At 67.9% G+C, this 12,429-nt stretch carries 12 protein-coding genes and 1 pseudogene; 3 read left to right on the top strand and 10 right to left on the bottom strand.

The features are described from left to right. Positions 1–2: 2 nt before the first annotated feature. Complete coding sequence (gene cyoA / locus WS92_RS23130; RefSeq protein ID WP_015600109.1) at positions 3–893, bottom strand: ubiquinol oxidase subunit II; 891 nt, start codon at positions 891–893, stop codon at positions 3–5. After that, on the bottom strand, positions 878–1,027 hold the full coding sequence (locus tag WS92_RS37270) for a ubiquinol oxidase (protein ID WP_308411141.1): 150 nt from the start codon (positions 1,025–1,027) through the stop codon (positions 878–880). Before WS92_RS37270 ends, cyoA begins: the two co-directional genes overlap by 16 nt. Positions 1,028–1,280: 253 nt before the next feature. Here WS92_RS37270 and WS92_RS23125 point away from each other — a divergent pair, with 253 nt between their 5' ends. Next, positions 1,281–1,718 carry a bacteriohemerythrin gene (locus tag WS92_RS23125; RefSeq protein WP_059934121.1) on the top strand — a complete coding sequence of 146 codons (438 nt, stop codon included), beginning with the start codon at positions 1,281–1,283 and terminating at the stop codon, positions 1,716–1,718. A 119-nt stretch (positions 1,719–1,837) separates the two neighbouring features. Here the strand turns inward: WS92_RS23125 and WS92_RS23120 are convergent, their stop codons facing one another. After that, the gene (locus WS92_RS23120) at positions 1,838–2,323 is read right to left on the bottom strand and encodes an RrF2 family transcriptional regulator (protein WP_059933922.1); all 486 of its coding nucleotides are present in this window, start codon (positions 2,321–2,323) and stop codon (positions 1,838–1,840) included. A gap of 91 nt (positions 2,324–2,414) precedes the next feature. Between WS92_RS23120 and WS92_RS33060 the strand changes: the two are divergent. After that, positions 2,415–2,659, top strand: a pseudogene (locus WS92_RS33060) (hypothetical protein). Positions 2,660–2,708: 49 nt separating this feature from the next. Here WS92_RS33060 and sufT read toward each other — a convergent pair. The 7 genes from sufT to WS92_RS23080 all read right to left on the bottom strand — a co-directional run bounded on the left by sufT (position 2,709) and on the right by WS92_RS23080 (position 10,033). Beyond that, positions 2,709–3,257, bottom strand: coding sequence for a putative Fe-S cluster assembly protein SufT (gene sufT / locus WS92_RS23110; RefSeq protein ID WP_059933915.1), 549 nt, complete (start codon positions 3,255–3,257; stop codon positions 2,709–2,711). After that, positions 3,254–3,745, bottom strand: a complete 492-nt coding sequence (sufU, locus tag WS92_RS23105) for a Fe-S cluster assembly sulfur transfer protein SufU (RefSeq protein ID WP_059933912.1) — start codon at positions 3,743–3,745, stop codon at positions 3,254–3,256. Before sufU ends, sufT begins: the two co-directional genes overlap by 4 nt. Next, complete coding sequence (locus tag WS92_RS23100; RefSeq protein ID WP_059933909.1) at positions 3,742–4,980, bottom strand: aminotransferase class V-fold PLP-dependent enzyme; 1,239 nt, start codon at positions 4,978–4,980, stop codon at positions 3,742–3,744. Before WS92_RS23100 ends, sufU begins: the two co-directional genes overlap by 4 nt. Further along, entirely contained in the window at positions 4,973–6,211 is a 1,239-nt protein-coding gene (locus WS92_RS23095; protein ID WP_059933906.1) for a SufD family Fe-S cluster assembly protein, read from the bottom strand. Before WS92_RS23095 ends, WS92_RS23100 begins: the two co-directional genes overlap by 8 nt. A gap of 4 nt (positions 6,212–6,215) precedes the next feature. Next, positions 6,216–6,995, bottom strand: coding sequence for a Fe-S cluster assembly ATPase SufC (gene sufC, locus WS92_RS23090; protein ID WP_059934119.1), 780 nt, complete (start codon positions 6,993–6,995; stop codon positions 6,216–6,218). A gap of 30 nt (positions 6,996–7,025) precedes the next feature. Next, a complete protein-coding gene (gene sufB, locus WS92_RS23085; RefSeq protein ID WP_059933903.1) occupies positions 7,026–8,480 on the bottom strand; it encodes a Fe-S cluster assembly protein SufB in 1,455 nt (484 codons plus the stop codon). A 356-nt stretch (positions 8,481–8,836) separates the two neighbouring features. Continuing rightward, positions 8,837–10,033 (bottom strand): NnrS family protein, encoded by a 1,197-nt coding sequence (locus WS92_RS23080; protein ID WP_059933900.1) that lies wholly within the window; start codon positions 10,031–10,033, stop codon positions 8,837–8,839. A gap of 436 nt (positions 10,034–10,469) precedes the next feature. Here WS92_RS23080 and WS92_RS23075 point away from each other — a divergent pair, with 436 nt between their 5' ends. Continuing rightward, the gene (locus tag WS92_RS23075) at positions 10,470–12,392 is read left to right on the top strand and encodes a methyl-accepting chemotaxis protein (protein ID WP_059933897.1); all 1,923 of its coding nucleotides are present in this window, start codon (positions 10,470–10,472) and stop codon (positions 12,390–12,392) included. The last annotated feature ends 37 nt before the right edge of the window (positions 12,393–12,429 follow it).

Below are 12,429 nucleotides of genomic sequence, written 5' to 3'. Positions count from 1 at the left end.
CATTACCCCTTCGTCCGACAGGCGGCGTCCGTCAGGTCGAGGACGTGGCCGTTGTTGTACTTCGCGATGATGTTGTGAAAGAGCCGCGAATCGACCGTCGAGTAGTAGCGCACGGGCTGCTTCTCGCTCGGCTGCGCGAGCTGGCCGTATGCGGTCATGTCGAGCCGGTCGGCTGATGCGCGCACCTTCGCGACCCAAGCGTCGAACGCGCCGCGCGATGTCGCGAGCGTGCGGAACTTCATGTCCGAGAAGCCGCGGCCGCTGTAGTTCGCGGAAATGCCGGCGAAATCGCCCGGCTCGTCGGCGATCAGGTGCAGGCGCGTCTGCATGCCGGCCATCGCGTAGACCTGCGTGCCGAGCTGCGGAATGAAGAACGAGTTCATCACCGAATCGGACGTGATCCGGAAATTGATCGGCGTGCCGACGGGCACCGCCAGTTGGTTCACCGAAGCAATGCCGAGATCCGGATAGACGAAGAGCCACTTCCAGTCGAGCGCGACGACCTCGACGTTGATCGGCTTCACCGACGATTCGAGCGGCCGGTACGGGTCGAGCGCGTGCGTCGTCTTCCACGTGAGGATGCCGAGAAACAGGATGATCAGCGACGGAACCGTCCAGATCACGATCTCGATCGCGGTGGAATGCGCCCACTTCGGCGCGTAGGTCGCGTTGCGGTTCGATGCGCGGTAGCGCCACGCGAACAGCAGCGTGAGGAGGATCACCGGCACGACCACGATCAGCATCGCCCACGTCGACGTTGCGATCAGCGACTTCTCCGCGGCGCCCACTGCGCCTTTCGGATCGAGCACGTGCAGCTCGCTGCATCCGGAAAGTCCCGCGACGAGCCCTAATCGCAGGATCGCGGACGCTCTACTCGTTATTCTTCGGACCATTGAATTTGCCTAAGTTGTGATGAAGCGGGCCTACCGAGGCGCCGAAACGCATTCGGCGCATGCGATGCGACATCCAGTCGCTTTGGCGGCGGAATGTAGCGGAAATCCGCGGGACGCATGTTGACGATTCGCAAACAACAAGTAGGGCAAGGTCTTGATCTGCGTTCAGACGAACCCGATGCGAGACGAAAATGCGCATCGGAACGCGGTATCGGAGAAAATGCCGACGCGCCGGGCGCGCGCCGCGCACGCGCGCCCGCGGCCCGGCAATCTTGTGCTGAATCAACGGGAATGAAGATCGGCGAGCGAACGGCGGCCGCGGCATGTACCTTCGAAGAGGCGACCCGTCAGGCCGCGTCCCGAATCACGAACCATTCCGTCCTTCCGATGCAAGACCTTTCAACCGAGCTGAAACCCGAGCTGAAACCCGAGCTGAAGCTCGACGATCCGTTCGTCGACGCCGTTCACACGGAATTCGTCCAGTTGCTCGACGCGGCCGCGCGCGCGGACGACGCGCATTTCCTGCAGGCGTACGACGCCTGGATCGATCACTGCCGGCAGCACTTCGAGCGCGAAGAGCGCTGGATGGCGAACACGAAGTTCGGCCCGCAGTATTGCCATGCGGCCGATCACGACGAGGTGCTGAAGGTGGCGGCGGCCGTGCGCGACAAGGTTGCGCGCGACGCGCAATTCGAATTGGGCCGCCGGTTGCTGGCGGAGGTATCGGAATGGTTCGACCATCACGTCCGGACGATGGACTCGATGATGGTCTCCCACCTGAAGATGCTGAACTTCGTGATGGTCGACGCGCCGACCGAGGTCTGACGCGATTCCGCTTTCGTCGATCGCGACATCGCGAGGGCCAGGGCGAGGGCGCGGCGCTCGGCCGCCGCGTTCCGCGCGGGACGAACGCGCAGCGGCGATCGGCATTCGGGCGCGGGCCTTCAGCGCGCTCGCGCGATCGATTTCGACGGCATCGCGACCGTGAATTCATGCATCTTCTCGGCCGGGCTCAATCCGTTCTTCGGCGGCGGGCCGACGAGATCCGCGAGCGTCGCGCCGTCGAGTTCCTTGAAGTACGCGCGCAAGGCGCTGTCGAGCAGCCGCTCGAGCCGGCATTTCGTGGCGAGCATGCACGTGTTCGTGTTCCGGTCGAAGCACTCGACGAGGCGGAAGTCCGTTTCGGATGCGCGAATCACGTCGCCGATGCCGATGCGCGCGGGCGGCATCGCGAGGCGTACGCCGCCGCCCCGGCCGCGCGTCGTCTCGAGCGTGCCCTGGCGTGCGAGGCTGTTGACGATTTTCGTCAGGTGATTCTTCGACACGGCGTGGCGTTCGGCGAGCTCCGCGATCGTGATGAGCCGATCCGGATTCGCCGCGCAGTACATCAGCACGCGCAGCGTGTAGTCCGTGTATTCAGAGAGTCGCATACGTGGCAAAAAGATGCATGTCTTATGTTGCTGTCGAGGGTGGCGCGCTATAACATGCGTAATACATGCACTTTATATAGTGAACGGCTGCATGTTGCAAGCCGGGCGAACGCTGTGCGCGTCTTCCGGCGAATGGCGGGCGTTCCGCACCGGTCGCGCGCCGCGTCTTCCTCCCTTCAAGGACCATGGCTCGAAGAGCGCGCGGCCGATTCGTTCGAATGGACGTATCTGGAGGCGGGACCGTCGCAGTGGCGCGTGCAGATCGCGAAGCGCGACGGCGGGTTCGGACGCGATGCGGACGAAAGCCGCTGCCCGGGCGGCGGCTGCGGCGGTTAAGACGCACGTCGCGACGGGATGCGGCGCGGTGCCCGCGGGCGGCGCCGCGTCAGAGACCGAGCGTCAGCATCGCCGTCTCCGACATGCGCGACCGGTCCCACGGCGGATCGAACACCATGTCGACGTTGACTTCGCCGACGAACGGCAGCGCGAGCACCTTGTCGGCGACTTCGTCGGCGAGCGTTTCGCCCATTCCGCAGCCGGGCGCGGTCAGCGTCATCCTGATCGACACTTTCACGCGGTCGTGCTCGGCAGGCTCGATGGTGCAGCCGTAGATCAGCCCGAGCTCGACGATGTCGACCGGGATCTCCGGGTCGTAGCAGGTCTTCAGCGTCCGCCAGACGAATGCTTGCGCGTCGTCGGGCGACACGGGGCCGTCCGACGCGTCGGCCGGCTCGGGCGGCGGCCTGCCGATCGCGTCGGCGTCGTCACCGCGCAGCCGCACCATCTGGCCGCCGACGACGAGCGTGAAGTTCGTGCCGAGCGCCTGCGTGATGTCGGCGACGGTGCCCGCGGGCAAATCGAGCGGCGCGCCGGACGGCACGCATTCGACCCGCACCCGCCGCCGCAGGACGACTGCTTCTCTCGAATGTCTCATGATGCGCGCGGCTCCGCTTCGGAAGGGGCGGCCACGCGCGTGTCGAGCGCGTGCGCGAGCGCATGCCAGCCGAGCAGCGCGCATTTGATCCGGCTCGGGTAGCGTTGCACCGCGACGAGGCTCTCGAGCTTGCCGAGAGACGCTTCGTCGTGCACGGCCTGGCCGGTGAGCACCGCGCGGAAACGCTGCTGGAGTTCGCGCGCGGCTTCTACGTCACGCCCGATCACGGCCTCGGTCATCATCGACGCGGACGCGATGCAGATCGCGCAGCCGTGGCCGTCGAAGCGGATGTCGCTGATCCGGCCGCCTTCGATGCGCAACTGGACTTTCAGATCGTCGCCGCATTGCGGATTGTGTCCGCGCGCTTCGTGCGTCGGCTCGGCAAGCCTGCCGAAGTGGCGCGGCGCACGCTTGTGCTCGACGACGAGCTCCTGATAGAGCGTGCTTTGCGCATCATCGGGAACGGTGTGGGACGCAGCCGGATTCATCTCAGTACCTTCAGTGCTTGCGCGACGCCCGCGACGAGGCGCTCGACTTCGTCGTGCGTGTTGTACAGCGCGAACGACGCGCGCGTCGTCGGCCCGCAGCCGAGCCGGTCGAGGAGCGGCTGCGCGCAGTGAAAGCCCGTGCGCACGGCGATGCCGCGCTCGTCGAGCAACGTGCCGATGTCGTGCGGATGCGCGCCGTCGGCGACGAACGACACGATCGCCGACGGCGTGTGCGGCGCGAGTACGGTCACGCCGTCGAGCGCCGCGAGGCCCGCCGCCGCGTGCGCGCGCAGCGCGCGCACGTGGGCGTCGATGCGGGCGCGGCCGATCGCGTCGATATAGTCGGCGGCGGCCGCGATCCCGACCGCGCCGGCCACGTTCGGCGTGCCGCCTTCGAGCCGCGCGGGCAGCGCGTCGAACGTCGCGTCCGTCTCGCCGACCCAGCTCACCATGTCGCCGCCGAAGCGCAGCGGAACGAGCCGCTCGAGCGCGTCCCGGCGGCCGACGAGCGCGCCCGTTCCCATCGGCCCGTACATCTTGTGGCCGGAGAACGCGGCGAAGTCGCACGCGAGCGCCGACAAGTCCGGCACGTCGTGGCCGACCGCCTGTGCGGCGTCGAGCACCGTCAGCGCGCCGGCCGCTCGCGCGATGGCGAGCAGCGCTTCATAGGGCGGCCGCTCGCCCGTCGCGTTCGAGCACGCCGTGACCGCGAACACGCGCGTGCGCGGCGTCAGCAATCGTTCGAGATCCCGCACATGCAGGCGGCCTTGCGGATCGGGATGGAGGATTCGCAGTTGCGCGCCGCAACGGCGCGCGGCCATCTGCCACGGCACGAGATTCGCGTGATGCTCGAGCGCGCTGACGACGATCTCGTCGCCTTCCTGCAGCACGGCGCGCGCGTGGCCCGCGAGCGACAGCCCGTGCGCGACGAGATTCAGCGCATCGGTCGTGCCCGACGTGAAGACGAGCAGGTGATCGTCGCTCGCGCCGACGAAGCGCGCGAGCGTGTCGCGCGCGCGCTCGTAAGCGTCGGTGGCGCGCTGGCTGAGCGTGTGGACGCCGCGGTGAACGTTCGCGCGGTCGCGCTCGTCGAAGCCGCGGATCGCGGCGAGGACGGGCTGCGGCACGTGCGTCGTCGCCGCGTTGTCGAGGTAGGCGAGCGGCGCGCCGTTCACGCGCTGCGCGAGCGCCGGGAACGCGCTCGCCATCGTGGCCGAACGCAGCATGTCACCCATGATGCGTCTCCGCTTGTTCGGCGAGATGCCGGGCGACCTCGCGCGCGAGCAGCGCGTCGCCGCCGAGCGCCTCCAGCCTGCCCGGCGTGTCGATGCCGCGCGCGAGCGCCGCGTGCGCGATGCCCGCGACGATCATCGCCAGCGCGTCGCGGCGAGCGAGGCCGCGCTGGCACGCGTAGAAGAGCGCGTCGCCGGGCAGCGCGCCCCACGTCGCGCCATGCGCGGCCTGCACGTCGTCGTGATGAATGTCGAGATGCGGCCGCAGCACGACGCGCGGCTCGCCGCCCGTCGGAATGCCGCTCAGGCGTTGCCGGAGGTCGGCGCCCGACGCGCCGGCGGCGATCGACGAGAACGCGTTCGCGACGATCTGCGCATGGCCGCTCGCGAGCGCGAGCGTATCGATCGCGCTTTGCGTATTCGGCGACGCATGCATGGCGCGCACCTGCTGTTCGAGCTTCGCATGCGCGGACGCGAACAGCGCGCCGGATGCGCGGCCCAGCGTGCGCTCGCCGCGCAGATCGAGCACCGTGCGTTGCAGGTGGTACTCGCTGCCCGACGCGAGCAGCGATTGCCGGTATTGCGCGTCGCGCTCGAGCCGCACGTGCACATGATGCGAGATCCGGTCGCGTGCGCCGGGCGTCGCAACGCGCAGATGGTCGAGCGACGCGCCGGCGCCGAGCCGCACGTATGCATGCAGGTTCTGCGTGATCGGGCCGTCGCGGCCGGCGGCATCGTGCTCGTGCGATTCGACGAGCACGCAATGCCCGCCGGGCAGCACGTCGATCACGACAAGCGGCGCTTCGACGCTCGCCTGCGGCAGCAGCCGCAATTGCAGCATCACGGGCGCGCGATGCGCTGGGTCGCTGCCGACGCGCAGACGCAAGCCTGCTTCGCACAGCGCGCGATGTGCCCAGAAAAACGGTGCGGCGTCGTCTTCGGACGACGTCGGCAAGTCTGCGAACAATGCGGCGCGCTCGGCGCAATCCGCGGCGCTGAGCCAGCATGCGTCGACCTGTTCGAGCGAGCCGGAGCCGACGGGCGCGAGCAGCCAGCCGGCGTGCGCGGCGGCGCGCGGCGGTTGGGCCGCGCGCGCGTGGCCGGCTTCGCCGCCGAGCCATGCGTCGGCCGCGGGCGGCGGCAGATGGCGGAACGATTCGTTGCGGCGCGAGATCCAGCCGTGTTCCGCGAGCCGCGTTCGCGCGGCGATCCGTTCGGTGTCTGTCGTCGTCATCGTGTCAGGCCTGCGCGAGCGCGTCCGTGCGAACGAAGCCCTTTGCCGCGATGTCGCGGGCGAGGGCGAGGTCGCCGGATTCGGCGATGCGCCCGCGATCGAGCAGCAATACCGCATCGGGCGCGAGCGATTCGATCATCTGCAGATAATGCGACACGATCACGAACGCGGTGCCTTGCTCGCGCAGCCGGCCGATCAGGTCGACCGCCGCGCGCACGCCGTCGACGTCCATCCCCGAGTCGATCTCGTCGAGCATCGCGAGCCGCGGGCGCAGCAGCGCGAGCTGCAACAGCTCGTTGCGCTTGCGCTCGCCGCCCGAGAAACCTTCGTTCATCGAACGGTTGAGCATCGCGTCCGGCAGCCCGACGCGCGCGGCGGCCGCGCGCGCGTCGCCGAGAAAGTCGAGCGCGTCGAGCGCGTCGAGCGCGGTGTCGCCGCGCGCCTCGCGCACGGCGTTGAGCGCCGTGCGAATGAAGAGATTGTTTTTCACGCCGGGAATGTCGGGCGGCGCCTGGAACGACAGGAACAGGCCGGCGCGCGCGCGCTCCTGCACGCTCATCGCGAGCAGGTCCTGCCCGCCGAACCGCACGTGGCCGTGCGTCACGCGATACGCGGGATGGCCCGCGAGCGTCATGCCGAGCGTGCTCTTGCCGCTGCCGTTCGCGCCCATCAGCACGACGAGCGCGCCTGCCGGCACGGCGAGCGACACCGATTGCAGCACGCGGCGCTTCGCGACGTCCACGCTCAGGTCGAATGCCTGCAGCAAGGGTTCGGATCGATTCATGGTGATTCCTTCGTTCGTCATGGGTGGGGATCAGCCGACGGCGCCTTCGAGCGACACCGCGAGCAACGCCTTCGCCTCGAGCGCGAATTCCATCGGCAGCGCTTCGAGCACCGCCTGGCAGAAGCCGCCGACGATGAGCGCCGCCGCTTCCTGCGGATCGATGCCGCGCTGCTGGCAATAGAAGAGGCGATCTTCGGAGATGCGCGTCGTCGTCGCCTCGTGCTCGACGACGGCGTCGCCGCGCGCGCTCTCGACATACGGGAACGTGTGCGCGCCGCATCGCGGGCCGATCAGCAGCGAGTCGCACTGCGTATGGTTGCGCGCGCCTTCGGCCGTGCGCGCGACGCGCACGAGCCCCCGGTAGCTGTTCTGCGCGCGGCCCGCGCTGATGCCTTTCGAGACGATCCGGCTGCGCGTGTTGCGGCCGAGATGGATCATCTTCGTGCCGGTGTCGGCCTGCTGGCAGTGGTTCGATACGGCGATCGAATGGAACTCGCCGCTCGATTCGTCGCCGCGCAGCACGACGCTCGGATACTTCCACGTAATCGCGGAGCCCGTCTCGATCTGCGTCCATGCGATCCGCGAGCGCGCGCCCGCGCAGAGCCCGCGCTTCGTCACGAAGTTGTAGATGCCGCCGACGCCGTTCGCATCGCCCGGATACCAGTTCTGCACGGTCGAGTACTTGATGTGCGCGTCGTCGTGCGCGACGAGCTCGACGACGGCCGCGTGCAGTTGGTGCTCGTCGCGCTGCGGCGCCGTGCAGCCTTCGAGGTAGCTGACGTGACTGCCGGGCTCGGCGATGATCAGCGTGCGTTCGAACTGGCCGGTGTTCTGCGCGTTGATCCGGAAGTACGACGACAGCTCCATCGGGCAGCGCACGCCTTCCGGCACGTAGACGAACGAGCCGTCGGAGAACACGGCCGAGTTCAGCGCCGCGTAGAAATTGTCGGCGGTCGGCACGACGGTGCCGAGATAGCGCTCGATCAGCTCGGGGTGATGCTCGACCGCGTGCGAGAACGAACAGAAGATCACGCCCGCTTCGGCGAGCTGCTCGCGAAACGTCGTGCCGACCGACACCGAATCGAACACCGCGTCGACAGCGACGCCCGCGAGCCGGGCGCGCTCGTGCAGCGGCACGTTCAGCTTCTCGTAGGTTTCGAGCAGCTTCGGGTCGACGTCGTCGAGGTTCTTCGGGCGGTCCTTCAGCGATTTCGGCGCCGAATAGTACGACTGCGCCTGGAAATCGATCGGCGCGATGCGCAGCTTGCCCCAATCGGGCGGCGACATCGCAAGCCAGCGCTCGAATGCGGAGAGCCGCCATTTCAGCAGGAACGCCGGTTCGCGCTTGCGGCGCGAGATCTCGCGAACGACGTCTTCGTCGAGGCCGGGCGGCAGCGAGTCGGATTCGATGTCGGTCACGAATCCGTGCCGATACGTTTGTTCGAGCGCTCTCGCGAGCGGCGTGGGTTGATCGACGTTGAGCATGGGCGAATCCGTGTAGAGCAGGGCGGCCGCCTCCGTGCGATTCGATGTGCAACGCGCGGCGCGACTCGGTTCGGTCTGTAGCCTTAATTGTGGTATATATTATGCATCTATTTGGCAGGCCGCAAGCTGCGGGATGGAGACCCTGCTTCGAGTCGTGTCTTTATCGCCGGGAAGCGGCTGAGAAGCGGCTGAGAAGCGGCCGGAAAGTGATCGGAAAACGAAGCGGCGCGGCCTCTTGACGCCATGCACGGGGAATGCGTATCCGGGCGACGCGGTTTCTCGCCGGACGTCGCGACGAAAACGGCCGAGCCGGAACAACTTCGGAGTCCGTCTCGATCGAGCGGCGCTCCGGCGGTTCAACCGGCCTTGCCGTCGATGCGCGGCGACGTCAGATAGCCGGTGTAGCGCAGCGCATACACGGCGAATGCCGCTATCCAGCACGCGCCGGCGATGTCGATCCAGACACGCGTCGCGCCGGGCGTGATCCACGGTGCGAACACGCGCACGAGCGCGGCCGCGATCAGCAGCCAGTAACACGCGATTTCGGCCGGCCCCGCGCGCAGCGGCCGGCCCGTATGGCCGAGCGCGGTGCGCGTGATCATCGCGACGATCGCGCCGCCGATCACGCCAACCGTCAGCGCATGGATCGCGAGCGAATGCGGCGCAACGCCGAGCGCGGCGAGCGCGAGCATCGCGAAACCCACCGGCACCCATGCGTACGCAACGTGCAGGATCCACAGGATCGGGCGCGCGCCGACGCGCCACGAACGCCAGCCAACGATGCGCGTTGCGTGCAGCGCCGCCGCGGCAAACGCGACGGCCGCGACGATCGCACCCGGCAATCGGGACGCGTCCGCGCAGAGCGCGAGCACCGTGACCGGGGCGGCGAGCGTCTCGACGAATTTCCAGCGCTTCGCGGTGAAGCCGGGAATCGCGTTCATCGTGAACGTCGGCACGATGCGGCCCGCAATCACGACGACGAACAGCATGACGAAGCCGACGGCCGCATACGCGGCCTGCAGCGCGAGATCGAGGCGCCCCTGCGCGGCCCACCAGTGGAAGAGCGCGTTGAGCGCGCCGAACAGAAAGAGCGCGACGGTCAGGAACACGTTGCGATGATTGCGCGCGGCGAGCAGCACGCGCAGCAGGATGATCGCGGTGATCGGCAGGAACGCGGAGTCGACGACGGCGGCGAGCGGCTCCGGTCCCGCCCAGACGAGCAGGCGGCCGGCCGCCCACAGCAGCCATAGTGCGGCGAGCTGCGCGCCGTGCGGCGTATCGCGCGAGGTCCACGCGCGGATTGCCGTGAGCAGGAAGCCGACGATGATCGCCGCGGAGAATCCGAACACCATTTCATGGACGTGCCACGCGAGGCCGCTCATCGTGGGCGACAGGCCGGCAACCGGATGGCCGCGCAGCGACGCGAGCCAGAGCGCGATCGAAACGATCCCGAAATAGGCGCCGCCGAGATAGAACGGCCTGAAGCCGAGCCGCAGCACCGGCAGGCCGGTGGGTTGTCGAGACGGTTGCGGGGGCGCGAGCGGAATCTTCAAGTTGGTTCTCCAGTAAGATGTATTTATTATGTATCTTAATGCGTGAATCGATACGGGTCCAATGCTCGCGCGCATGGAGATGCCAGCGGCGAAGACGCCGTCGATATCCGGCATTGCGGCAATTTTGATCCGCATCAAACGATGGTCAGGAAAACGGATCATGGCGCACGTGCGGCACAGCGCCACATGAATGCGAAAGCGCCGCACGGACTCGAACAAATGGCACAACGCGCGCGAGTCGCGCCATAGGCGTTTGCAGGCGACGTGCATCGCGCGTGGTTGCGATAGCGCGCGCGGGCGTCGCGCAATTTGTGCGGCGTGGGGAAGATTTCGATGTCGTGGTTGACGATTGATCTCGCTTAAGTATCGGGCCGAACGATCCGTATACAGAAACGAGACCGGAACGGTCGTCTTATCACATCGAAAAGGGGCAAGAATGAGCAAGCAAGTATTTGGACCTGGAATGCGCCTGATGGCGCGCATGAAGCTGCCCAGGAAGCTCGCGATTCTCGCCGTGCTGTTCATCGCGCCGCTCGTCGCCGCACTCTACGCGACGCTCGCCGTCGCTCTGCACGCCTATGCGACGACGCAGGGCGAGCGCGACGGCATCTCGATCCTCGAAACGACGCAGGATCTGTTGAAGGCGGTGCAGGTGCGGCGCGGCGCGGGCGCCTCGGTGCTCGCGGGCAACGAGGCGATGCGCGCGAAGTTCGATGCGGCGAGCGCGAGCGCCGATCGTCTCGTCGCGACGCTCGAGCAGCAGGTGCGCGGCACCGGCCGGTTCGACGTCGTCGCGCCCGTGGGCGCGCTCGCGAGCCGGTACGGACACGCGGCGACGGGCGGGCTCGGCACGTCCGCCGCCGCGCTGTTCGATTCGCACACCGACGTGATCCACGCGATCTTCCTGTTCGAGAAGGACCTGGCGGTCGCGTCGCAGCTCGGCGCCGATCCGGATGCGTCGAACTATCACCTGATCGACTCGGTGTTGTTCGTGCTGCCGGGCACGGCCGAGACGGTCGGCGTGCTGCGCGGCAAGGGAGCGGCCGCGCTGAGCGGCGGCTCGCTCGGCGACGCGGACAGGCGCGAGCTCGCCGTGCGCGCGGGCGGCCTCGCCGAGCAGATGAGCATGATTCGCCATCATCTCGAGCGCGTGAAGAACGTGCTCGGCGCAAACACGCTGGATGGCGTCGATCTCGGCGCGGTTGCGGCATTTCAGCGCGCGGCGGCGTCGCTCGCGGGCGGCGGTGCGTCGATCGACGCGAAGAGCTATTTCCAGCAGGGCAGCGATGCGATCGACGCGCTGTATCGCGTGCACGGCGCGCTCGCGCAGCAGCTACGCGAGCGCCTCGCGGCGCGCGCGCACGCCGAGCAGATGAAGGTGGCCGCGATCATGACGCTGAGCGTCGTGCTGGTTGCATGCGCGCTCTATCTTTTCGTCGCTTTCGCGATGTCGACGCACGAGGACGTCGCGCAGTTGTCCGGCTGCATGCGCGCGGCGGGCGACGGCGATTTGCGCGCGCGCCTCGCGGTGCGCGGCGGCGACGAATTCGCTTTCATCAAGCGCGGTTTCAACGCGCTGCTCGACGTCTGGGCGCAGACGCTGACCGAGACGCGGCGCGTTGCCGATTCGGTGATGGTCGGCAGCCAGCAGATCGCAGCCGGCAATCTCGATCTGTCGGGCCGCACCGAGACGCAGGCGGCGTCGCTCGAGCAGACGGCGGCGAGCATGGAGGAGCTGACGTCGACCGTGCGCCACAACGCATCGAACGCATCGCATGCGAGCACACTGAGCGCCGAGGCGTTCGAGCGCGCGGCGGACACCGGGCGGATCGTGACGCACGCGGTGGCGCTGATGACGAAGATCCACGACAGTTCGAGCCGGATGGCGGAGATCGTATCGGTGATCGAAGGCATCGCGTTCCAGACCAACATCCTCGCGCTGAACGCGGCCGTCGAGGCGGCGCGCGCGGGCGAGCAGGGCAAGGGCTTCGCGGTGGTCGCGGGCGAGGTGCGCGCGCTTGCGCACCGCAGCGCGACCGCCGCCAAGGACGTGAAGGAGCTGATTCACGAATCGATTCGTCACGTGACGGACGGCGCGTCGCTGTTCACGCGCGCGGACGATGCGATCCGCAGCGTGAACGCCTCGATCAGGAGCGTCGACACCGTCGTCAGCGAAATCGCGAAGGCGTCCGAGCAGCAAAGCGACGGGATCGAGCAGGTCAACGCGGCGATCACGCAGATGGACGAAGTGACGCAGCGCAATGCGGCGCTCGTCGAGGAATCGGCGGCCGCGAGCGCGTCGCTGCGCGAACAGGCCGAGCACATGGGAAAACTCGTCGGGCGCTTCGTGCTCGCGTAGCGGGCGGACAGCTCGTCAGCGTATACGTGTGCCGCCC

It is taken from the genome of Burkholderia sp. MSMB1588 (assembly GCF_001546925.1).
In the GTDB taxonomy this organism is placed as follows: domain Bacteria; phylum Pseudomonadota; class Gammaproteobacteria; order Burkholderiales; family Burkholderiaceae; genus Burkholderia; species Burkholderia humptydooensis.
This window is presented reverse-complemented; position numbering and strand designations above follow the sequence as displayed.